The sequence below is a fragment of the Streptomyces sp. NPDC050211 genome (assembly GCF_040656035.1).
Taxonomy (GTDB): Bacteria; Actinomycetota; Actinomycetes; order Streptomycetales; family Streptomycetaceae; genus Streptomyces.
Map to the genome: position 1 here is coordinate 55,035 of NZ_JBFALC010000012.1, position 20,957 is coordinate 75,991.

A 20,957-nucleotide genomic window follows, 5' to 3' on the forward strand; every position below is an offset into this window, starting at 1 on the left:
AAAACCGATCGGTTTCTGGGGTCGTAGAGGGGATGACTGCCGCTCATGATGTGCGCGTCTCTCGGTCGGTGGACGCGGAGCGCCTCGCCGGGGGATGCCAGCCGCCGGTGACTTCCTTGACGGGCTTGTGGGGGAAGCGGCGTTGGGCGTACTCCTGCGCGTGGGAGCCCGGCAGGACGTACAGGGTTTCCTTCTTGTCCTGGAGTGGTCGCAGCACGGTGTCCATGAACGTCTTGCGGTCGTCCAGGTACGGGCCCAGAACGTCCTCGCCGGCGGGGCAGACGGCAAGGCAGTAGCCGGACTTGTAGCCGGGGGGCGAGGACAGGCTCTGCCACATCGAGGCGTTCTCGGAGTCGCTGACCCGGGAGCGGTAGTCGGCGGCGTCCTCGCTGTCGGCCACGGTCTGCGCCCAGTCGGTGAACCCGCTCATGAACTCGCGGTAGTTGTGCGTGGTGCAGGCCAGCGCGTCGAAGGCGCCGTCCTTGGCGATGGCGCCGACCGGGCAGGCGGCGACGCACAACTTGCAGTCGATACAGGGGTTGTAGTCCAGCGCCTGCCCGTACTCGCTCACCTCCGCGTCCACCAGGACGGTCACGAGCAGGATGAAGCTGCCGAACTTCGGGTGGATGACATTGCGGTGCAGGCCCATCACGCCGAGCCCGGCGGCCACCGCGACCGTCTTGTGCGCCACCACCCAGATCCGCTCACTGGGGAAGCGGTCCATCTCCTGGGGGAAGCCGACGGACGGATTGAGCGCACGGTAACCGGCGTCCTGGAGGGCCTGGGTGACGCTGCGGGCGGCGTGGTTGGCCTGCTCGTCGGCCTGGTGGAACTCCTGGTTGGCCACGCTGCGGGCGGGGGAGCGGCAGTTGTCGCGGTTCATCCGGACCGCCATCGCGATCAGGGTGCGGGTGCCGGGCAGCGCGGACTGTACGTGCTCGCGCTCACTGGCCAGGTCGGGGTGGTCCAGGCTGACCGCGGCGACGTCGTCCGCCCCGGCCGTCAGGCACAGTTCGCGCAGCCAGGCCGCGTCGATCACCGCCGGCGGGCGCACGACGTCACCGGCCGCGCGCCGGGCGAGTACGGCCTGTACCGACGGGTGGGCGGCCAGCTTCGCCGGAAGCCTGGGATCCGTCGGGGGCCCCTCGGCATCGCGCGCGGCAGTCATCCGTTCTCCTTCGTGACTCGGGTGCGAGACTCGCCACCACGGCGAGAAACCGATCAGTTTCACCACCGTAAACCGATCGGTTTTCTCGCGCAAGCCCAACGCGCAAGCCCAGGCGCCGAGCCTCTCCTTCGGCCTGTCGATCAGCACTCGCCGCAGCTGCTCGTCACGCGATGCGTCAGCGCATGCGTGCCGCATCAAGCAGGGTGGCCACGGTGGGGGCGATGAGCCCGGCCTGTGTGTCGGCTTTGATTCCCGCGCGGGCGCTGGCGCCGTCGAAGACCAGGATCAGCTGTCGGGCCAGCAGGTCCGGGTCGCTCGCCCCGCCCTGTTCGGCCTCGGCGCGGAAGAAGGCTGTCAGGTCCTCCTTGACCCGATGGGCCACCTGGCTCGCGGGGTGGCTCGGGTCCTTGAGCTCGATCTGCACGACGAGGTATCGGCAGCCCTGGAAGTCGGGTTCACCCGCCTGCGCCTCCGCCTGTTCGAAGACGTGCAGGATCCGCTCGCGGGGTGGACGGTTGTCGTCCGCCGCGGGAAGGAGTGCCGCCACATAGGCGGAGGCGCGTTCCTCCAGGCTCGCCGCCAGCAGTTCGCCTTTGCTCTCGAACAGCTTGTACATGGAGCGCTTGGACACCCCCGCCGCCCTGCACAGCGCGTCGACGCCGATGTTGACGCCGTCGCGGTAGGTGAGCGTGGCCGCTGCCTCCAGCAGCCGCTCTCGGGAGCTTGGCATTGCTTCGGTGGTCATATTGCGAGGTTAACTCGATTTCGGCCCATTGGAAACCGATCGGTTTACGATGAGTGCTGACAGGAAGCGGTAGAAGCCGGGCGGCGCTGCTGTGAGCTGCTGTGCCTTCCCCCGGTGGCACCTCCGATGGCCGGCGTGTCCACCGGCCTCGGGAAATTCAGCCCACATCGCGCATGCCCTGCCCACTATCGGCGATGACCGGAGCGCAGGGCATGTCTCGCCACGTGGATTCAGGCTCAGTGGGCGATCACAGGCTCACCCTCCGACGGCGCCAGAGCTGAATTCGGCATCAGGAACGCCGTGAGCACCGCACCGACCACGAAGATGCCGGCGCCCCACGCCAGGGTGGCCGTGTAGCTCTCGACCCCGGCCTGGGCCACGGTCAGCGCGCCGGGCTTGTGCGAGGACAGGTAGTCGGTCGCGGCCGATGAGGCAACGGTGGTCAGCAGTGCCGTACTGATCGAGCCGCCCACCTGCTGGCTGGTGTTGATCAGAGCCGAGGCGACGCCCGCGTCCTCGTGGTGCACGCCTGCGGTCGCACCCTGGAACGCGGTGGTCATCACCGCACCGATACCGAGACCCAAGAGGATCATGCCCGGCATGATGTCGGTGACGTAGCCGCTGTCCAGCGTGAGCTGGGTCAGCAGGGCCATACCGGATGCGGAGACCAGGAAGCCGGCGCTGACCACGATCTTCGGGCCGACCTTGGGCAGCAGCAGTGAAGGAACTGTGGTCGACGCGGCGACGATGCCCCCGACCATCGGCAGGAAGGACAAGCCGGCCTCGATCGGCGAGTAGCCGATGCTGGCCTCCAGGTAGTAGGTCAGGAACAGGAAGATCGAGAACATCCCCATGCCCAGGACGAACACGGCCAGGAACGAACCACCTCGGGTCCGGTCCAGCACGACGCGCAGCGGCAGCAGCGGATGCGCGACCCTGAGCTCCAGCCAGGCGAATACCGCGAGCAGCACCACGCCGCTGATCATGGAGCCGAGGGCGACCGGGTCGGTCCAACTGGTGGATTCAACGTGCGCGAACCCGTAGACGATGCCGAACAGCGCGGCGCTCACCACGACGGCGCCAGGAATGTCGATCTTGGGTCGCTCGGTGACCACGGGCTTGGCCAGCAACAGCAGCGCACCGACCAGCGCGACGCCCGCGAAAATGACGTTCACGTACATCACCCAGCGCCACGACGCCCATTCGGTGAGCATGCCGCCGAGCAGGAGTCCGACCGCGGCGCCCGCACCGGACAACGCACTGAAGATGCCGAAGGCTTTCGGCCTTTCGGCGGGGTCGGTGAAGGTCACGCTGAGCAGTGAGAGCGCCGCGGGCGCGAGCAGCGCGGCGAAGAGGCCCTGGGCCACGCGTGCCGCGACGAGTATCTCGAAGCTGCCGGCCGCGCCGCCGACGACGGATGCGACCGCGAAACCGATCAGGCCGGTCACGAACGTCGTACGTCGGCCGAACAGGTCACCGAGTCGGCCCCCGAGCAGCAGCAGGCTGCCGAACGCCAAGGCGTACCCCGTGATGACCCACTGTCGGCTGCCGTCGCTGAAACCGAGGTCATGTTGCGCTTCGGGCAGCGCGATGTTCACGACGGTCGCATCGAGCGTGACCATGAGCTGCGCCACGCCCAGCACGACGAGCACCCACCAGCGCACGGCATGTGAGCCGCGGCGGCCCGAGTCTGTTTTTCCGGAGGCGGGCGCTCCGCGGTCGAAGGTGGTACTCACTTTTCCCCTTAGTCGCTGGTCATGGGCCGACCATCGGCCGGAAACCGATCTGTTTCCACCTAGGGAAACAGATCGGTTTCCTATGCGCAAGTGAGCGGGTCGCTTGCTCGGCGTCGCGGCACGGCTGTTCTGTCGACGGAGCTGCGGAACGCCCCGGTGGATCCGGGGGCCTGCCGGGCTTGCGGCTTGAAACCGATCGGTTTACTGTGGATGGAAACCGATCGGTTTCTCGCTCCGAAGAGAGTCAGGACCGTTGGCGCTCGCCGACGACATCTCACGGCAGGTCAAGGCGGGCCTCGCCGACGACCTGGCAGCGCTGTACGCCCAGTCGGCGAAGTAACCCCTTCACACCCAAGGAGTCGGCGAGATGCCCAGCCAAGAGTCACGTCCCACGATTCACATTCCGGGGACCACCAGCCACACCATCGCTCCGCGTGCGGGATCTGGCGGCCGCGAGGGAACGCTGCGTTACCTCAAGGCGGGGACCGGCGCTCCCTTGGTTCTGCTGCACACCGTGCGCACCCAGGCCGAGCACTTCCGCCACCTCATCCCGCTGATCGCGGACCGGTACACCGTGTACGCCCTCGACCTGCCGGGGATGGGCTACTCCGAGATCGTGCCCGGTGCGTCGTACGACGAGCCGGCCATGCGCGCGGGCGTCAAGCGGCTCCTCACCGAACTCGACCTCCACGACGTGACGTTGGCCGGGGAGTCCATGGGTGCGGTGCTCGCCCTGACCACCGCGGCTGAGTTGCCGGAGCGGGTACGGCGTGTCGTCGCGGTGAACACGTACGACTTCCGCGGCGGCATCGCCCGTTCGAGCCTTCTCGCTCGTGTGGTGGTCAGCGGTGTCCTCGCGCCCGGCGTGGGCCCCGTGATCGCCGGGGTGGAGCCCAAGCCCGTCCTCAGCAAGATCCTGCAGGGCGGGCTCGGCGACAAGAGCGCACTGCGGGATGACTACGTCGACGAGCTCCTCCAAGTGGGCAGCCGCCCCGGCTACTCGACGGTCGCCCGGGCCGTGTACCAGAGCCTGCCCAGCCTCATCGCCGCCCGCTCGCGCTACCGCGAGGTCAAGGCGCCCGTCCACCTCGTCTACGGGGAGAAGGACTGGTCCCGGCCCTCGGACCGGCAAGCCAACAAGCAACTGCTTCCGGCCGCCGACTTCACCCAGGTCCCCAACGCAGGCCACTTCATCGCCCTGGAACGGCCCGACGTGCTGGCCGACCTGCTGAACGCGGTGGCCTGACCCCCCGGGACCACTGACCTACTGCGCACAGATGTCGACCGGCCCGGCGGCACGGGGCCGTGGCCGGTTCGCCTCCGGGGGCAGTAGGAGCCGTTCACGTACGAGGAGAGCGACGGCCACGACACCTTACGGTGGGCCGTCGCACTCGCCGGCTCCAACGGTTCGGTCAGCATGATCGGGGGCAGCTACTTCGGTAACACCCAGTGGATGGCGGCGCTGTCGAAGCTTCTCCCGCAGGGGTCGTGCAAGCGGCGCTACCCGCAGTGAGGGTGCGGCTGCTACTGCTGCACCACCCGTGAACGCGGGCAGCGAGTCCACGATCCGCCACGATGTCGGCCTGGAACCGTCAGACGGTGTGCCCGCGTGAAGGAGTCCACCCGGCGACCGACGCTCCAGAACCCACGCGACAAGGGCACCGCACCACTGCGGGAACTCACCGAAGGCTGCACGGGTTGCCGCTGGCAGCGAAGCCGAAGGCGTCTCCGGTGTGGATACCGGTCATCTGCCAGTGGAGGACAACCCAGCCGCCGGGAAGCTCCTGCTGGAAAAGGATCCGGTGCTGCGTGTCGGTGAACCCGTCGCGGACCGTGGCGATCGACGCCCGCATGCTGTCGATGCCCGAGGCGGCATCGGCACGGGGTTGTGGTCGATCACATGTGGGGCGAACACCTCGTCCGCCCCGGTGACGTTGCCAGTGTCGTAGAGCTCCAGCTCGCGAGCGGCGACCCGCAAGGCCGTGCTCGTGGCCGTGCGGGCTGATCCAGCTGAAGTTCCGCCCGTCTACAACTTGCCCGTCCTGAAATCCGCGCTGCTCTTGAGGACCGCGGAGTCCATGCTCCAGTTCTCCGGCTGGACCCTCTCCCAGAGGCTTCCCTTGCCGAGTTCCCTTCCCAACTGGTCTTCTCGGCGGAACCACTCCTCCGCGCTTCTGATCCTGTTGGGATGAATTTCGTCGAGCAGGGCGTAGTCCCTGGTGATGATTCCGTGTTTCCAGACATTCCAGAAGCCCGTGAAATTGTCGCGGAAACTCATGGTGCTCTTGTCGTCGGGATCGGCGTTGTATCCGGCAGGGTGATCGGCGATCCCCTTCAGGTCGGGGCCGTTCCAATACGTTTCCAGGTCGGTGTCGATGTACTGCGCCGGATGGCCGGTGACCTTCTCGAATGCCGCCGCCATATCGGCATAGGTCATGTGCTCGATGGCGACTTCGAGGTCCATGCCATTGGCCCGCTCCGGATGGTCGAAGAGCCAGCGGACATAGAATCCGCAGTCTTCGAGAGCCACATGCGGAACGGCTCCCTCGCCGAGCGGTACTCGCCACGTGACGACGCCGTCCTCGATGCTGGGTGTCATGGGCGTGAGCGGTGAGATCACCATCTCGATGTAGGGACCCGAGGTGAAGACCGCCGCTCCCATGCGGTCCCTGTTCTTTTCGTTCTGGAACAGCACCCATTCGGCCATGCGGCCCTTGCCGTCATAGTGGCCGGTGCGGAACCTGGAGTCGTAGCCCGACTTCTTGAGGGCATAGTCGAGGTTTCCGTAGACGAAGAACTTGATTCCTTCTTCGATCGCTATCTCATAACTACGGATGGCCCAGTAGGTCTCGGTCTTCTCGCCGGTGTTGAACCCGTCGATGTTGATGAACGCCCCGTCGCATCCGCGAAATCCTTCACGCAACACGTCCTCGTCGGCGAATGACCCTTCGAGGATGGAGACGTTGCCGAGCGCGAGGAGAGCCTGCGCCCGCGGGGAGGTGGCATCCCGGGTGAGGGCCCGGACGGAGTACTTCTTGTCAGCGACAAGAGCGCGGACGATTGGTATTCCTTGGGCCCCTGTACCGCCGATGACGAAGATGGTGGAGGTGGCATGAGAAGACATGGTCTTTGACTCCGAGGTTGAGTACGCGCGCGATCAGCACGCGCTGGATATGGCGCACTCTGTGGGCCATGAGCACTTCGGAAACCGATCGGTTTCCCACACGGTACACCGATCGGTTTCAGGGCGGCAAGTGCCCCGGGGCGCGGGTCTTCACAGCTGGGCGATGCAGAGGCGCCTGCGAGCTCGCCGGGTTCACCGACCCGGTGCACTGCGGCGAGGGCACGCACCGGGTGGTTCGCCACGACCTTCTCCGCGATCCGCCGCATCTCGGCCTCGGCTGTCGGGTGGCACGAATACCCCAGTCCGTCCACGTCCGCGCCTGAGTCATGATTCCGCACCGTGCCGACGAACCGTGCGATCCCGCCCGCCGCCTCGTCGCCGACGGCCTGGAACACCTCGTCCAGGCAGAGTGGTGTCCGTCGTATCGCGATCAGCCTGATCGGCTGCGGGTGCGCCTGCTCACCGGGGTGTTCGTGGGCTGCCACCGGGTCAACCGCCGATCGCCGACATCGGCCTGTCCGGCTGCACGAACGTCGGGTCGTCCAGGCCCGCGCCCGCCTTCTTGCCCCACATGGCCAGGCGCCAGATGCGGGCGATTTCCTCGTCGGGGGCGTCGGAGCGCAGGGCGGCGCGCAGGTCGGTTTCCTCGCGGGCGAACAAGCAGGTGCGGACCTGGCCGTCGGCGGTCAGGCGGGTGCGGTCGCAGGCCGCGCAGAACGGGCGGGTGACCGAGGCGATGACGCCGACACGGTGCGGGCCGCCGTCGACCAGCCAGCGCTCCGCCGGCGCCGAGCCGCGCTTCTCCGAGCCCTCCTCGGTCAGTGCGAAGCGGGTGCGCAGCGAGGTCAGGATGTCGCCCGCGGTGATCATGCCGTCGCGTTTCCAGCCGTGCTGGGCGTCCAGCGGCATCTGTTCGATGAACCGCAGCTCGTAGTCGTGCTTCACGGCCCAGGCCAAAAGGTCGGGGGCCTCGTCATCGTTCAGGCCCGGCATCAGGACCGAGTTGACCTTGACCGGGGTCAGGCCCGCCGCGCGGGCGGCATGCAGGCCCTCGATGACGTCCTGGTGGCGGTCGCGGCGGGTGAGGGTCTTGAAGACGTCCGGGCGCAGGGTGTCCAGCGAGACGTTCACGCGGTCCAGGCCCGCCGCCTTCAGAGCCGTCGCGGTGCGCCCCAGGCCGATGCCGTTCGTAGTCAGGGACATCTGGGGGCGGGGGTCGAGGGCGGCGACTCGCTCGACGATGCCGACCAGGCCGGGGCGCAGCAACGGCTCGCCGCCAGTGAAACGGACCTCTGTGACGCCGAGGACACGGACCGCGATGCCGACGAGGCGGACGATCTCGTCATCGGTGAGCAGGTCGGGCTTGGCCAGCCACTGCAGGCCCTCCTCCGGCATGCAGTACGTGCAGCGCAGATTGCACCGGTCGGTCAGCGAGACCCTCAGGTCGGTGGCCACCCGGCCGTAGGTGTCGATGAGCACGGGGCCTCTCCTCCATGCATGTCGCGCCGTCATGCGGCCAGGACCGAGGCCGGTGACATCGCGGCCACCGGGACGGAACCGTGGATGGGGCCAGGGACGCGGGACAGGGGCAGGCCGGTGCCGTTGTTGATGTGGGCGATGATCTCGGCGGTGATGGAGATCGCCGTTTCTTCGGGGGTGTGGGCGCCGAGGTCCAGTCCGATCGGCGAGTGCAGGAGCGCGAGGTGCTCTTCGGGAACGCCGGTCTCACGCAGACGTTCCAGGCGGTGTTCGTGGGTGCGCCGGGAGCCCATCGCGCCGATGTAGCCGACCGGGAGGCCGAGGGCGAGGCGCAGCAGGGGGATGTCGAACTTGGCGTCGTGGGTGAGGACGCAGATCGCGGTACGGGCGTCGACTTCCGTGGCCTCCAGGTAGCGGTGGGGCCAGTCGACGACGACCTCGTCGGCGTGCGGGAAGCGGGCGGGAGTGGCGAACACAGGGCGGGCGTCGCAGACGGTGACGTGGTAGCCGAGGAACCGTCCGGCCTGGCTGAGGGCGGCGGCGAAGTCGACGGCGCCGAAGATCAGCATGCGGGGCGGAGCTGCCTCGGTGTGGACCAGGAGTGTCAGCTTCTCCGGGCAGGTGTCGGCATCCCCGCCGACCTCGACGCGGGCGGTCCGGCCCGCTCGCAGCAGCGCGTGGACCTGGGTGACCACCGCCCGGTCCTCCTGTCGGCCGCCCAGGGTCCCGTCGTACGCGCTGCCGCCCCCGAAGACGGACAGGGTGCGGCCGAGGAGGCGCCGCGGCCCGTCCACGACCTGTGCCACGGCGACGGGCACACCGGCCGACACCTGTTCCAGGGCGGTGGTGAGGTGGGGCTGGTCGGTGGGGTCGACCCGCTGGACCAGGACCTCCAGCTCGCCGCCGCAGGTCAGGCCCGCGGCGAAGGCGTCGTCGTCGGAGTAGCCGAACGAGGCCCGTATCGGGGGCTCGCCCGTCTCCAGGACCTGTTGGCACAGCTCGTAGACGGCGCCTTCCACGCATCCTCCGGAGATGCTGCCGACCGCCTCGCCGTCCGTGCCCACGGCCAGCGCGGTGCCGGGTGGCAGGGGTGCGCTGCCGCTGACCCGGATCACGGTGGCGAGGGCGAAGGGGCGGTCCTCGCGGCACCAGCGGTACAGCGTGTCCGCGATGTTCAGCATGAGAGGTGTCCTTCGGTGGGTGGTGGGGAAGCCCGCCGCCGCGCCGGCATTGGGGGGATCGGAGGCACGGCGGCGGGCCGATCAGTGGGACGGCTCTCGCGGCCCCGCCCGGGTGGCGGGAGGGGCCCGTGCCGCCCGGGGTTCAGAGCAGGGCTTCGGCGGTGATGGGCAGGTCGCGGACACGATGGCCGGTGGCGTTGAAGACCGCGTTCGCGATGGCCGGCGCGACCCCGACCTTCACGATCTCGCCGAGGCCCTTGACGCCGATGGGGTCGGAGTGGAGGTCCTCCCCGTCCAGATAGATCGCCTTGAGGTCGGGGATGTCGGCGTTGACGGGGACGAGGTAGTCGGCGAGGTTGGCGTTGACGATCCGGCCGTCGCGGTGGTCGGTGACCGTGTGCTCCAGCAGGGCCTGCCCGACGCCGCCCACCATGGCGCCGAGGGCCTGGCTGTCGGCGAGCTTGGGGCTGATGATCCGCCCGACGTCGTAGACGCCCAGCATGCGCCGCATCCGCACCAGGCCCAGCCGCCGGTCGACAGCCACCTCGGCGAACACCGCGCTGTAGGCGTTCATGGAGTACCGGTCGTCGCCGCTCGGGGTGAAGGTCCCGCGCATCTCCAGGTGCGTACGGCTGTTACGGGCCAGCAGTTGCCGGTAGGTCTCCCCGCGCGCGGGGGTGCCCTTGACGTGCAGTCGGCCGCCGCGGACCACGATGTCGTCGGCGTCGACGCCGTGCAGCGGTGACCGCTCGTCCTCGACGGCGAGTTTGATCGCCTCCTGGCGCAGCTTGTCGCAGCCGTCCTGGACGGCGGAGCCGACGCCGGCCATGGTCTGCGATCCGCCGTGCGGCGGGGCCGCCGGGAAGGCGGAGTCGCCGAGTTCGAAGCGGACCGTGTGCATGGTCAGGCCGAGGGCGTCGGCGGCGAGCTGGGTCATGGAGGTGTAGGTGCCGGGGCCCATGTCGCTGGTCGACGCCTGGACCAGGGCCGTGCCGTCGGCCTCCAGCCTGACCCGTGCCTCGGACCGCATGCGCAGGGTGTCGTAGATACCGCTGGCCATGCCCATGCCGATCAGCCAGTCGCCGTCCCGCCGGGAGCGGGGCCTGGGGTTGCGCCGGTGCCAGCCGAACTCGCGGGCTCCGGTCCGCAGGCACTCGCTCAGGCGCCGGGTGGACCAGGGCAGACCGTTGACAGGGTCCTCCTGCGGTTCGTTGCGCAGCCGCAGCTCGACCGGGTCGATGCCGGTCTCGTGGGCGAGTTCGTCCATGGCCGACTCGATGGCGAAGGCGGCGCTGGACCAGCCGGGGCCCCGCATGAACGTCGGTGTGTTCACGTCCAGCGGCACGGTCCGAAACGCCTGGCGGACGTGGGGCGTGGCGTAGAGCAGCTGCCCCGGGTTCATCACGCCCTCGGCGAAGTGCTCGTACGAGGACGTCTCGGCCCGTATCCGGTGGACCGCCGCGGTCAGGCGTCCGCCTCGGGTGCTGCCCAGGCGCAGCCCGTACTCGTAGGCGGGCCGGTAGCCCACCCCGTAGTACAGCTGCTCGCGGGTCAGGACCAGTTTGACCGGGCGGCGGATCTGGCGGGCGGCGAGGGCCGCGATGGTGGTGTGCGGCCAGGTACGCAGCGCGTTGCCGAACGCGCCGCCGACGAACGGCGAGATGACGCGCACGTTCTCCGCCGACATGCCGAACACGGCGGCGAGTTCGTCCCGCGCGCCCACCACCCACTGGCTCTTGTCCCACACGGTGAGCCTGTCGCCGTCCCAGCGGGCGATGGTGGCGTGCGGCTCCAGCGCGTTGTGGCCTCCAGGGTGACCTCCGCCGACGCCAGTGCGTCTTCGGGGTTGCCGCGCACGTAGTTCTGCGGCGGCAGGGGGTCGTTCTCCCGGACCCCGGGTGCCGTCATGTCGGTCGACGGCTTCTCGGCGTCGTAGGAGACCTTCACCAGGTCCGCGGCGTGCTGGGCGGCCTCCAGTGTGCGGGCGACGACCACGGCGACGGGCTGCCCCAGGAAGCGGTCCTTGTCGTCCTGGAAGACGTGCAGCCGTTCGCCGACGAAGGGGTCCAACCAGGCGCCCGGGTTGTCGCGGTAGGCCAGTGCCGGTTTGTCGAGGTGGCTGATCACGCCCAGGACGCCGGGCTGGGCTTCGGCGGCGCGGGTGTCGATGCCGGTGATCCGTCCGCGGCCGACACTGCTGTCGACGATGACGGCGTGCACGACTCCGTCGATGTCGTGGTCGGCGGCGTACTTGGCCCGGCCGGTCACCTTCAGCCGTCCGTCCACCCGGGACAGCGGCGCTCCGACGGCTGCCTGCGGCTGCGGGCTCACTTGCCACCTCCTACGACGCGCAGTTGGCGCTCGACGGTCCGTTTGAGCAACTCGACCTTGAAACCGTTGTGTTGGAGCGGCCGGGCCCCGTCGGCGGCGTGTTGGGCGGCCGTGGTCCACAGGGCGTCGGACGGCCGCCGCCCGATCAGCTGCCGCTCGACGGCGGTGAGCTTCCAGGGCACGGTGCCCACGCCTCCGGCGGCGACGTACGCGTCCCGGATCACTCCGCCGCGGATGTGCAGCGCGACGGCCGCGGAGGTCAGCGCGAACTCGTAGGACTGCCGGTCGCGCACCTTCAGATAGCCGGACTTGAGCGGACGCGGAAGGGCCGGAAGCTCGACAGCGGTGATCAACTTGCCCCGGCGCAGGGCCTGTTCGCGGTTCGGTGTGCTTCCCGGCTTGAGGTGGAAGTCGGCGAAGGGCACGGTGCGCCCGCCGTCCGGCCCCAGCAGGTGCACGGTCGCTTCCAGGGCGGCGAAGGCCACGGCCACGTCGGAGGGATGCGTGGCCACGCAGGCGTCGGACGTGCCGAGGATCGCGTGGGTGCGGTTGAAGCCTTCGAGCGCCGCGCAACCCGTGCCCGGCTCACGCTTGTTGCAGGCGGCCGTCACATCACGGAAGTACGTGCAGCGGGTGCGCTGCATGATGTTGCCGCCGATGGTCGCCATGTTCCGCAGCTGCGCCGACGCGCTCAGCTCCAGCGCCTGCGAGATCACCGGATACAGAGCGCGCACCCCCCGGTGTGCGGCGGCCTCGGACATCCGGACCAGCGCGCCGATGCGCAGGCCCCCGCGCCGGGTGACCGTGATCTCGCGCAGCGGCAGGGCGCCGATGTCAACCAGGGTTTCGGGGCGTTCGACGGTCTCGCGCATCAGGTCGACCAGGGTGGTGCCGCCGGCGATGTAACGGCCGCCGTCGCGACCGGCGTGGAGGGCTTGCCGGGTGTCGGTGGCCCTGGTGTAGGAGAAGGGATGCATGGGGGCTGTGCCTCATTTCCCGTGCGCGGTCTGCTCGACCGCCCGCACGATCTTCACGTAGCAGCCGCAGCGGCAGATGTTCCCGCTCATGAACTCCCGGATCTCCTCCGGTGAGTCGGTGTGACCCTCGTCGATGCAGCCGACGCCGGACATGATCTGGCCGGAGGTGCAGAAGCCGCACTGGAAGGCGTCCTGGTCGATGAACGCCTGCTGCAGCGGGTGCAGCCGCTCCCCCTTGGCCAGGCCCTCGATGGTGGTGACCTCGGCGCCGTCCAGCCGGACCGCCAGCGTCAGGCAGGAGTTGACCCGCTGTCCGTCGACCAGGACGGTGCAGGCGCCGCAGGCACCGGCGTTGCAGCCCTTCTTCGATCCGGTCAGCCCCAGGTGCTCGCGCAGCAGGTCCAGCAGCGAGGTCCGGTTGTCGACCGTGACGGTGCGGCGCTCGCCGTTGACGGTCAGGGAGACGCGGCTGCTGGACGACGCCTGGGCGGCGTCCGCGGGCTCGGCGCCGAACACGGACGGCCCCGTTATCAGGCCACCCGCCACGACCGCACCGCCGACGGCGGTGGTCGCGATGAACGTGCGCCGGGACGGGGCGGACGCAGATCCCTCGGGGGGAGAAAGAGTTGACTCGGGAGGCTCGGTGGACATGACCACTCTCTCGGTCGACGGGAGATGGGAGACGGATGGCGGACGACTGACGCGTGTGAGCACCCACGCGAGGTGGCGTCGCGGTCTGCCGCATGCCGGCGGTGCCGTTCGGGTCGGCGTCGCGCGACCCGGTTCGCACGCCGCGGTGGACGCGGCGAGTCCTCGGGCCAGGAGGAGTGCGGTGCGGTACGAGATCCACTGTGTGGCACGCGGCGCGATACAACGAGCACAGGTTTTTGGGACGACTCGGGTACGTACCACTGGCGTTGGTACGCCTGGCAGTAGTAGTCAGAGCGCCCGGCTGTCGGCGCTGGTCGTCATGGAGTCATGCGTGGGCATGCGGACGCGGCTGCCGTGCGGTTCGCGTACGGCTCCGAGGACACCGCGAAGTTGAAGGCACTGCTGGGGCACGGGACCGTGGCCTGCGCGGTCGGCTGCCGACCGCCGTAGCCACGGTCCTCGGCGCGCCGGCACTGCTCGCTGTCCGGCAGGGCGCGGCCACCGTACCGGCCGCACCGCCTGTCGCACCCGGCTCCCCGCCGGCGCAGCGCTGTCGGCGCACCACCCGCGGCAAAACCGCGACAGCCGGTGATGTCTAGTCGGTGGAGTCGCGCAGTGCCTCGTTGATGTCACTCAGCGCGCCGGTCAGCCGTGGGTAGTCGTCGCGGGCCACGGGCGTGACGAAGTACCGCTCGACGACATGAGAGTGAACGGCCGCGGCCTGAGGGAACACAGTGCGTCCGTGATCAGTCGGTTCCACCAGGATGCTTCTGCGGTCGTCCGGTGACGGCACACGGCGGACCAGGCCGGCTTCTTCCATGCGGTCGATCAGCCGGGTGATGCCACCGCTGGTGAGGGTGAGGTCCTCGGCGAGCCGGCGCTGGGAGACCTGCTCGCCCGGCTTGCGGCACAGCCTGATCAGGACTTCCAGCATCGTGTGACTGATCCCGCACTCGCGTCGCAGGGCGGTGTCGATCCGCTGCTCCAGGCGGGTCGCGGCTTTGATCAGCAGCCCGAAGTCGTGAACGAGCCCGCTGTTGGCGGCACGGGCGGCCTGGTCGCCCCGCCGGGTCGCGGCATTCACCTGCCCAGGTCCTCCCATCCTTGACGGTTCTGGCGCGCAGTTTACTGCCACATCACCTACTGACGTCTCAATTGCTGAGCAGTCAATTGCTGACTGTTCAGCAAAATCCTATGGTGGACGCCATCCCACCGATCCCATCGGAGAGAGGCGCATCCATGGACCTGCAGCACTGGCTCGGCCGAGCCACCCACGCGATACAGGACTGGGCCGACACCTTCGGCCCTTACCAGCCGCACCCGTCACTCCAGGTCGACGACGACCGCTTCGCCACAGCCTTCGAGGAGTTCACCGGGAGACTGCGGGACAACTACCCGTTCTTCCACCCGCACTACGCAGGGCAGATGCTCAAGCCCCCGCACCCCGCCGCGGTGGTCGGCTACCTCACCGCCATGCTGATCAACCCCAACAACCACGCCCTGGACGGCGGCCCCGCCACGGCCCGGATGGAACGCGAGGCCGTCGCTCAGCTGGCCGCCATGTTCGGCTACGACACCCACCTCGGCCACCTCACCACCAGCGGCACGATCGCCAACCTCGAGGCCCTCTTCGTCGCCCGCGAACTCCACCCAGGTCGAGGTGTCGCGTACAGCGCGGAGGCCCATTACACCCACGGCCGCATGTGCCGTGTGCTGGGGATGGAGGGACACGCGGTCCCCACGGACAACCGGGGACGTATGGATCTCGACGCGCTGGAGGACCTGCTGCGCGGCGGCCGGGTGGGCACGGTCGTGCTGACCGCCGGAACCACCGGGCTGGGGGCCGTCGACCCGATCCACGAGGCCCTGCTCCTCAAAGAGCGCTACGGCGTCCGTATCCACATCGACGCCGCCTACGGCGGCTTCTTCACCCTGCTGGCCGGCGCGGAAGGGCCCGAGGGACTCGCGCCTGAGCCCTGGCAGGCGATTGCCCGGTGCGACTCGATCGTGGTCGACCCGCACAAACACGGGCTCCAGCCCTACGGCTGCGGAGCCGTGCTCTTCCGCGACCCCGAGGTGGGGCGCTTCTACCTCCACGACTCGCCCTACACCTACTTCACCTCCAGCGAGCTCCACCTCGGCGAGATCAGCCTGGAATGCTCACGCGCCGGAGCCTCGGCCGCCGCCCTGTGGCTCACCTTCCAGCTCCTCCCGCCCACCGCCGACGGCCTGGGCCGGGTGCTGGCGGCGGGCCGCCGGGCCGCTTTGAAGTGGGCACAGCTGATCACCACCTCCGACCACCTGGAGCTCTACCAACAGCCGGAACTGGACATCGTCAGCTACTTCCCCGTTGTCGACCCCGTCACCCTGAGCGGCATCGACACGGTCTCCGCCCGCATCCTGGCGGACGGCATGACGAGCCCCGACCCGGTGTTCCTGAGCACCCTGAGAGCCGACCGCGAGGCGTTCACCGCACGCCACCCCAAAATCACCGCGGACGCCGCCGGCGCCCGCATCCTCCGCAGCGTGTTGATGAAACCGGAATCCGAGCACCACGTGGAGCACATCCACCACCAGGTCGAACGGCTCACCCGATCCTGAGGGCGATAACCGCCCGCGCGTCAGGCGAGAGCCGTGTCCACCGGCTCGTATGCCCTGGGAGGGTGCTCCATGGCCCGGTCCTGGCACCTGTCGACGTCAAAGCTCGCGCGGGGCGAGCGGGACGGCTGGACCGCGCACGACGACACCTATGTCGTCGAGCGAACTGCCGCTTTGCATTCACGCCACTTAGAGCACGCGACCCCCAATTGGACTAGACAACAAGTAAAACCCCAGGCCACTGACCTGGGGTTTCATCATGGAGCGGGTGACGAGAATCGAACTCGCGCTCTCAGCTTGGGAAGCTACGGCGCTTGAGGGGGTGCATGGCTGCGGACCTGCAAAGATTCATTGTGCCGCTGTAGTCGTGAGGGTCTGGTAGCACCGCTGTTGACCGTGGTTGTCCCCCCTTACGGGCACGCTATGGGCACGACGCCGTGGCTCGGCGGAATATCGCGTGAGCGCGATGGCGCGGCTGGGATGGCACGGTCACGGTCTCCAGCGCCCCAGCTTGCCGTCCCTGTGGGTGCCGGTGTTGCCGTCCTCCTGCTCGGTATCGGAATGGCGGCTCAGGGCCGTCGTGGTGGAGGGTCGGCCTGAAATCCCCGGCGGTTGTGGCGTACCGCACAGGGGCGTACGGAACTCGCTCCTTGTGTGAGCCGACTCCTCTATCGGTGCGGCCGTAGGGGATCCAGCCGTGATCCCCGTGTCCGAGCCGTCCGACCAAGGTCAGGAGGCCGGTGATGGAAGAACCCCAGCAGTCCTCCACCGAAGCGGGTTTCGCGCTGCGGAGACTGGTGCCGCCGCCCGCTCTCTGCGGTTTCCTTCTCCTGCTCGCCCTGGTCTTCACCGTGTCGTACGCCGCCGGAGCCGCTGTCGGCCCCGTCGCGCCCGACATGCAGCGCTCCGGAACGAGCGGCGACGGCGGTGGCGGCATGGACATGGGCGACATGAACAAGCACGGGAGCGGCGGCTGATGACCACGGAACCGGCCACCTCTGTGGTGACCACCGACCTGACCGTCGGCGGGATGACCTGTGCGGCCTGCGTGCGGCGGGTGGAGAAGAAGCTCGCGAAGCTGGAGGGCGTGACCGCGACGGTCAATCTGGCCACCGGGGGCGCCAGGGTGAGCCATCCGCCGCACGTCAGCCCCGACGAACTCATGGCGACGGTCGAGCAGGCCGGATACACGGCCGCGCTGCCCGAGCCTCCGAAGCCGCAGCGCGAGGAGGGCCAGGGCGGGGAGTCCGATGGCACCCGGCAGGAGCTCGAACGGCTGGTGATCACGGGGCTGCTCGCGGTGCCGGTGGTCGTGCTGTCCATGGTGCCCGACCTGCAGTTCCGCGCCTGGCAGTGGCTGTGCTTCGTGCTGGCCGCGCCGGTCGCGGTGTGGAGCGCGTGGCCGTTCCACGTACGGGCGCTGCGCGGGCTGCGGCACTCGACGGCGACCATGGACACCCTGGTCTCGCTGGGCGTGGCGGCGTCCTTCGCCTGGTCGGTGTACGCGCTCTTCCTCGGGGGTGCGGGCGATCCGGACATGACGATGCCGTTCAGCCTGCTGCCCGAAGCCTCCGACGGCATCGCGCACGTCTACCTCGAAGTGGCCGTCGTCGTACCGCTGTTCGTGCTCACCGGGCGGTTCCTGGAAGCGCGGGCCCGGAACGGCACCGGGGCCGCCCTGCGGTCGCTGGCCCAACTCGCCGCGAAGGAAGTGGCGGTACGCGAGGACGGGGCCGAGCGGCTGGTACCTGTCGAGGAGTTGAGGGTCGGGCAGGTCTTCGTCGTCCGTCCCGGCGAGCGCGTCGCCACCGATGGCGTGGTGGCGGAGGGCAGTTCCGCCGTGGACCTGTCCCTGGTCACGGGGGAGAGCGAGCCGGTCGAGGTCGGACCGGGTTCGGCCGTGGTCGGCGGGGCGGTCAACGTCGGTGGACTGCTGCTCGTACGGGCTACCGCGGTCGGTGCGGACACGCAGCTTGCCCGCATCACCCGGCTGGTGACCGAGGCGCAGGCGGGCAAGGCACGGGCGCAGCGGCTGGCGGACGCGGTGGCGGGGGTGTTCGTACCGGTGGTGCTGGCGATCGCCGTGACCGTGCTCGGGTTCTGGCTGGGCGCCGGGGCCGACGCACAGGCCGCCGTCACCGTGTGCGTGGCCGTCCTGGTGGTGGCCTGCCCGTGTGCGCTGGGGCTGGCCACGCCGACCGCGCTGATGGCCGCCACCGGGCGCGGCGCGCAGCTCGGTGTCCTGGTCCGGGGCCCGCAGGCCCTGGAGGGGCTGCAGCACATCGACACGGTCGTACTCGACAAGACCGGCACCCTCACCTCCGGCCACATGACCGTCGCCCGGGTCACGGCCGTGCCGGACGGGCTCGGGCGCGAGGCGGTGCTGCGGCTGGCCGCTGCGGTGGAGCAGGGCTCGGAGCACCCGCTGGGCCGGGCGATCGTCGCGTACGCCACGGGGGTGTCCCCGCGCGACCGTGTTGGAGCGTCGGGTGATGTCCTGACCGGGCAGGGCACGCTGCCGGAGGTGAGCGGCTTCGCCGCGACCGCGGGGCGTGGCGTGCGCGGCCGGGTCGAGGGGCGGCTGGTCGAAGTCCTCGCGCCGGACGACGAGTTGCCCGCCGTCCTCACCGACGCGCTGCGGGCGGCGGAGGCCGACGTCAACACCCCCGTCCTGGTCCGTGTCGACGGGGTCGCCGAGGCGCTGATCGAGGTCGGGGACGTCGTACGCCCCGGCAGTTACCTGGCCGTGGACCGGCTGCGGCGCCTCGGTGTGCGCCCGGTGCTCGCCACCGGCGACCGGGAGGCACCGGCGCAGGCGGTCGCCGCCGCGCTCGGTATCGAGGAGGTGCACTCCCGCTGCACACCCGAGGACAAGGCCGGCCTCGTACGGGAGTTGAGGGAGCGGGACTGCCGGGTCGCGGTCGTCGGCGACGGCGTCAACGACGCCGCCGCGCTGGCCGGAGCCGATCTCGGCATCGCCATGGGAGGTGGCACGGACGCGGCGATCGGGGCCGCCGACGTGACACTCGTACGTGGTGACATCGAAGCCCTCGGGGACGCGGTCCGGCTCGCCAGGCGCACCCTGGGCACGATCCGCGTCAACCTCCTGTGGGCGTTCGGCTACAACGTGGTGACCGTGCCGCTCGCCATGGTCGGGCTGCTGAACCCGATGCTCGCCGCGGCGGCCATGTCGGTGAGTTCGCTGCTGGTGGTCGGCAACAGCCTGCGGCTGCGGGCCTGGCAGCCGGCGCGGGGCCGGGGCCGTACGCGATGACCGGACAACGGCTGACCGGACAGCGACTGTGGCGGCCGACCCGCCGCCGGCTCACGGACACCCTGATCGCCGCGCTCGCGCCCGTCGCCGCGTGCAGCGTCGCCCTCGGCGGCCTGACCACCTGGGCCGTCCAGGGCAACGCGGGCAGCCCCGCGCGGATCGCGGTCACCCACGGGCTCGTCTTCCTCCCGTTCGGCGACACCCGGGAGACCGCCGCGTTCTTTCGCGTCACCAACTCCGGCGGCGCGGACGACCGGCTGCTGAAGGTCACCTCCTCCGCCACCGGCGGCGACGCCACGCTCAGCCGCCACCGCATGGCCGGGGGGCGGGCGGCGTACGGGCAGACGGTGGACTCCGTCGCCGTTCCGGCCGGCGGCAGGCTCGCCATGTCTCCGTTCGGCACGGATGTGACGGTGCGGGCGAAGGAGACGTGGCGCGAGGGCGACGTCCTGCCGTTCACGCTGCACTTCGCGCGCAGCGGCCGGATCAAGACCGTCGCGGTGGTGGTCCGCCCGGGCACGGTCGGGGCGTGACCGGCGTGACCGGCGGCCTGCCCACGCGGTGGGTCCGGAGGGACGCCGTGCGACGGACGCGACCGAGTGGAGAGCGGGTTCGGGAGAGACCCCGCACCTTCAGTTGTCGGCCGAAACGTGCGCCGAGTTCCGGCCCGTTGGCGTGTTCTGTGTCACCGGTCGGGGATTGAGTGGAGGGCGGGGGCGTTGTCCGTACCCCTTCATGGCGACGGAATCCCGGATGCGAGGATGAGGGCCGTCATGACTGCTGGGCGGTATGCGCGCACGCTACGGGCCGCGATGTTCGCGGCCGTCTGCGTGCTGCTCGCCGCCCTCGGCCACGTCCTGATGTCCGGCGGCACCGTCCCGTGGTGGGCACTGGTGGCCGGACTTGCCGGCACGAGCGGTGTGGGCTGGAGCCTCGCGGGCCGTGAGCGCGGACTCCCGCTGGTCGTCTCCCTGGTCATGGTCACCCAAGGGGTGCTCCACTCGGTCTTCGAACTCGCGCAGTCGACCGCCACGAGCGCAGCCGGACCGGCCACCGCTCCGCCCGGCTCGGAGGGCCCGGGACACGCCACGGCGTCCATGGGCCATGACATGAGCGCCATGCCCACGGGCTCCATGGACATGGGACGCATGGCCACGGACCACGCGGCGCACATGGGGCGCATGGCGACGGATCACGCGGCGCACATGGGCTCCATGGGCCACGACATGGGCGGCATGTCGTCGTTCGGCATGCTGGCCGCCCACACGCTCGCCGCGCTGCTGTGCGGTCTGTGGCTGGCCCATGGGGAGCGTGCCGCGTTCCGTGTCCTGCGGGCCGTCGCCGGCCGGCTGGCCGCACCCCTGCAGCTGCTGTTCGCTGTTGTCGCGCCGCCACGCCGACCGCGTGTCCGGCTGCGCCGCGCCCGCTCGGAACGGGTGCCACGGCGCCTTCTTCCCGTTCACTCGATCACTCCTCGGGGGCCTCCGGCCGGGACCGCTGTCGTCTGAGACAGCCGGTTCCCCGGGGCCACAGCCGGGTGTCGTGTCATCGACGCCCGCGCCTCGGGCTCGGCCGTACGCGTCGTACGGCCGTCTCCCCTTCACTCCCGGACCCATCCGCAAGCGGTGTCACGCGGCCGTCGTGCCTCAGCACGGTCGTGACGGTCCTGCGTGCCGCCGTGCCGGAGGCCGGA

General features: G+C 69.9%; 17 protein-coding genes and 4 pseudogenes. 9 read left to right on the top strand and 12 right to left on the bottom strand.

What is annotated here, in order from left to right; genetic code table 11:
* Positions 1-43 precede the first annotated feature (43 nt).
* From AB0I98_RS15320 to AB0I98_RS15330, 3 genes are all read right to left on the bottom strand, one after another.
* Positions 44-1,168, bottom strand: a complete 1,125-nt coding sequence (locus tag AB0I98_RS15320; RefSeq protein WP_362940899.1) for a 4Fe-4S binding protein — start codon at positions 1,166-1,168, stop codon at positions 44-46.
* 175 nt (positions 1,169-1,343) lie between these two features.
* The gene (locus AB0I98_RS15325; RefSeq protein WP_362940902.1) at positions 1,344-1,913 is read right to left on the bottom strand and encodes a TetR/AcrR family transcriptional regulator; all 570 of its coding nucleotides are present in this window, start codon (positions 1,911-1,913) and stop codon (positions 1,344-1,346) included.
* A 236-nt stretch (positions 1,914-2,149) separates the two neighbouring features.
* A complete protein-coding gene (locus AB0I98_RS15330; protein WP_362940905.1) occupies positions 2,150-3,649 on the bottom strand; it encodes an MFS transporter in 1,500 nt (499 codons plus the stop codon).
* Between the two features lie 259 nt (positions 3,650-3,908).
* Between AB0I98_RS15330 and AB0I98_RS15335 the strand changes: the two are divergent.
* From AB0I98_RS15335 to AB0I98_RS15345, 3 genes and pseudogenes are all read left to right on the top strand, one after another.
* Positions 3,909-3,989, top strand: a pseudogene (locus AB0I98_RS15335) (short-chain dehydrogenase); the annotation flags it as partial.
* 27 nt (positions 3,990-4,016) lie between these two features.
* Positions 4,017-4,895 carry an alpha/beta hydrolase gene (locus AB0I98_RS15340; protein WP_362940908.1) on the top strand — a complete coding sequence of 293 codons (879 nt, stop codon included), beginning with the start codon at positions 4,017-4,019 and terminating at the stop codon, positions 4,893-4,895.
* A 156-nt stretch (positions 4,896-5,051) separates the two neighbouring features.
* Positions 5,052-5,162 (top strand): annotated as a pseudogene (locus AB0I98_RS15345) (hypothetical protein); the annotation flags it as partial.
* 166 nt (positions 5,163-5,328) lie between these two features.
* On the opposite strand, the gene AB0I98_RS15350 reads toward AB0I98_RS15345, so the two are convergent.
* The 8 genes and pseudogenes from AB0I98_RS15350 to AB0I98_RS15385 form a co-directional block, all read right to left on the bottom strand.
* A complete protein-coding gene (locus AB0I98_RS15350; RefSeq protein ID WP_362941297.1) occupies positions 5,329-5,760 on the bottom strand; it encodes an ester cyclase in 432 nt (143 codons plus the stop codon).
* A complete protein-coding gene (locus tag AB0I98_RS15355; protein ID WP_362940910.1) occupies positions 5,676-6,773 on the bottom strand; it encodes an NmrA family NAD(P)-binding protein in 1,098 nt (365 codons plus the stop codon). Before AB0I98_RS15355 ends, AB0I98_RS15350 begins: the two co-directional genes overlap by 85 nt.
* Positions 6,774-6,949: 176 nt before the next feature.
* Positions 6,950-7,258 (bottom strand): annotated as a pseudogene (locus AB0I98_RS15360) (molybdenum cofactor biosynthesis protein MoaE); the annotation flags it as partial.
* A gap of 4 nt (positions 7,259-7,262) precedes the next feature.
* Positions 7,263-8,252: a GTP 3',8-cyclase MoaA gene (gene moaA / locus AB0I98_RS15365; protein ID WP_362940914.1), complete on the bottom strand. Its 990-nt coding sequence runs from the start codon at positions 8,250-8,252 to the stop codon at positions 7,263-7,265.
* 29 nt (positions 8,253-8,281) lie between these two features.
* On the bottom strand, positions 8,282-9,433 hold the full coding sequence (locus AB0I98_RS15370; protein ID WP_362940917.1) for an XdhC/CoxI family protein: 1,152 nt from the start codon (positions 9,431-9,433) through the stop codon (positions 8,282-8,284).
* 142 nt (positions 9,434-9,575) lie between these two features.
* A pseudogene (locus tag AB0I98_RS15375) lies at positions 9,576-11,764 on the bottom strand (xanthine dehydrogenase family protein molybdopterin-binding subunit).
* A complete protein-coding gene (locus AB0I98_RS15380) occupies positions 11,761-12,741 on the bottom strand; it encodes a xanthine dehydrogenase family protein subunit M (RefSeq protein ID WP_362940920.1) in 981 nt (326 codons plus the stop codon). The pseudogene AB0I98_RS15375 and the gene AB0I98_RS15380 overlap by 4 nt, the downstream one beginning before the upstream one ends.
* Positions 12,742-12,753: 12 nt before the next feature.
* A complete protein-coding gene (locus AB0I98_RS15385) occupies positions 12,754-13,392 on the bottom strand; it encodes a (2Fe-2S)-binding protein (RefSeq protein WP_362940923.1) in 639 nt (212 codons plus the stop codon).
* A gap of 327 nt (positions 13,393-13,719) precedes the next feature.
* Here AB0I98_RS15385 and AB0I98_RS15390 point away from each other — a divergent pair, with 327 nt between their 5' ends.
* Positions 13,720-13,842 (top strand): hypothetical protein, encoded by a 123-nt coding sequence (locus AB0I98_RS15390; RefSeq protein ID WP_362940926.1) that lies wholly within the window; start codon positions 13,720-13,722, stop codon positions 13,840-13,842.
* A 145-nt stretch (positions 13,843-13,987) separates the two neighbouring features.
* On the opposite strand, the gene AB0I98_RS15395 is transcribed toward AB0I98_RS15390, so the two are convergent.
* Positions 13,988-14,476 (bottom strand): MarR family transcriptional regulator, encoded by a 489-nt coding sequence (locus tag AB0I98_RS15395; protein ID WP_362940929.1) that lies wholly within the window; start codon positions 14,474-14,476, stop codon positions 13,988-13,990.
* 155 nt (positions 14,477-14,631) lie between these two features.
* Here AB0I98_RS15395 and AB0I98_RS15400 point away from each other — a divergent pair, with 155 nt between their 5' ends.
* From AB0I98_RS15400 to AB0I98_RS15420, 5 genes are all read left to right on the top strand, one after another.
* On the top strand, positions 14,632-15,993 hold the full coding sequence (locus tag AB0I98_RS15400) for an aminotransferase class I/II-fold pyridoxal phosphate-dependent enzyme (protein WP_362940932.1): 1,362 nt from the start codon (positions 14,632-14,634) through the stop codon (positions 15,991-15,993).
* 740 nt (positions 15,994-16,733) lie between these two features.
* Positions 16,734-16,967, top strand: a complete 234-nt coding sequence (locus AB0I98_RS15405; RefSeq protein ID WP_362940935.1) for a hypothetical protein — start codon at positions 16,734-16,736, stop codon at positions 16,965-16,967.
* Entirely contained in the window at positions 16,967-19,264 is a 2,298-nt protein-coding gene (locus AB0I98_RS15410; protein ID WP_362940938.1) for a heavy metal translocating P-type ATPase, read from the top strand. Before AB0I98_RS15405 ends, AB0I98_RS15410 begins: the two co-directional genes overlap by 1 nt.
* Positions 19,261-19,797 carry a copper chaperone PCu(A)C gene (locus tag AB0I98_RS15415; RefSeq protein ID WP_362940941.1) on the top strand — a complete coding sequence of 179 codons (537 nt, stop codon included), beginning with the start codon at positions 19,261-19,263 and terminating at the stop codon, positions 19,795-19,797. The genes AB0I98_RS15410 and AB0I98_RS15415 overlap by 4 nt, the downstream gene beginning before the upstream one ends.
* Positions 19,798-20,037: 240 nt before the next feature.
* A complete protein-coding gene (locus tag AB0I98_RS15420; protein ID WP_362940944.1) occupies positions 20,038-20,772 on the top strand; it encodes a hypothetical protein in 735 nt (244 codons plus the stop codon).
* Positions 20,773-20,957 lie beyond the last annotated feature (185 nt).

What these genes read in the sequence shown, in the direction of transcription:
- AB0I98_RS15390 (WP_362940926.1), top strand. Translation starts at nt 13,720, where the DNA reads ATGCGTGGGCATGCGGACGCGGCTGCCGTGCGGTTCGCGTACGGCTCC.
- AB0I98_RS15385 (WP_362940923.1), bottom strand. Translation starts at nt 13,392, where the DNA reads ATGTCCACCGAGCCTCCCGAGTCAACTCTTTCTCCCCCCGAGGGATCT.
- AB0I98_RS15415 (WP_362940941.1), top strand. Translation starts at nt 19,261, where the DNA reads ATGACCGGACAACGGCTGACCGGACAGCGACTGTGGCGGCCGACCCGC.
- AB0I98_RS15325 (WP_362940902.1), bottom strand. Translation starts at nt 1,913, where the DNA reads ATGACCACCGAAGCAATGCCAAGCTCCCGAGAGCGGCTGCTGGAGGCA.
- AB0I98_RS15380 (WP_362940920.1), bottom strand. Translation starts at nt 12,741, where the DNA reads ATGCATCCCTTCTCCTACACCAGGGCCACCGACACCCGGCAAGCCCTC.
- AB0I98_RS15355 (WP_362940910.1), bottom strand. Translation starts at nt 6,773, where the DNA reads ATGTCTTCTCATGCCACCTCCACCATCTTCGTCATCGGCGGTACAGGG.
- AB0I98_RS15410 (WP_362940938.1), top strand. Translation starts at nt 16,967, where the DNA reads ATGACCACGGAACCGGCCACCTCTGTGGTGACCACCGACCTGACCGTC.
- AB0I98_RS15340 (WP_362940908.1), top strand. Translation starts at nt 4,017, where the DNA reads ATGCCCAGCCAAGAGTCACGTCCCACGATTCACATTCCGGGGACCACC.
- AB0I98_RS15405 (WP_362940935.1), top strand. Translation starts at nt 16,734, where the DNA reads ATGGAAGAACCCCAGCAGTCCTCCACCGAAGCGGGTTTCGCGCTGCGG.
- AB0I98_RS15370 (WP_362940917.1), bottom strand. Translation starts at nt 9,433, where the DNA reads ATGCTGAACATCGCGGACACGCTGTACCGCTGGTGCCGCGAGGACCGC.
- AB0I98_RS15420 (WP_362940944.1), top strand. Translation starts at nt 20,038, where the DNA reads ATGACTGCTGGGCGGTATGCGCGCACGCTACGGGCCGCGATGTTCGCG.
- AB0I98_RS15320 (WP_362940899.1), bottom strand. Translation starts at nt 1,168, where the DNA reads ATGACTGCCGCGCGCGATGCCGAGGGGCCCCCGACGGATCCCAGGCTT.
- AB0I98_RS15400 (WP_362940932.1), top strand. Translation starts at nt 14,632, where the DNA reads ATGGACCTGCAGCACTGGCTCGGCCGAGCCACCCACGCGATACAGGAC.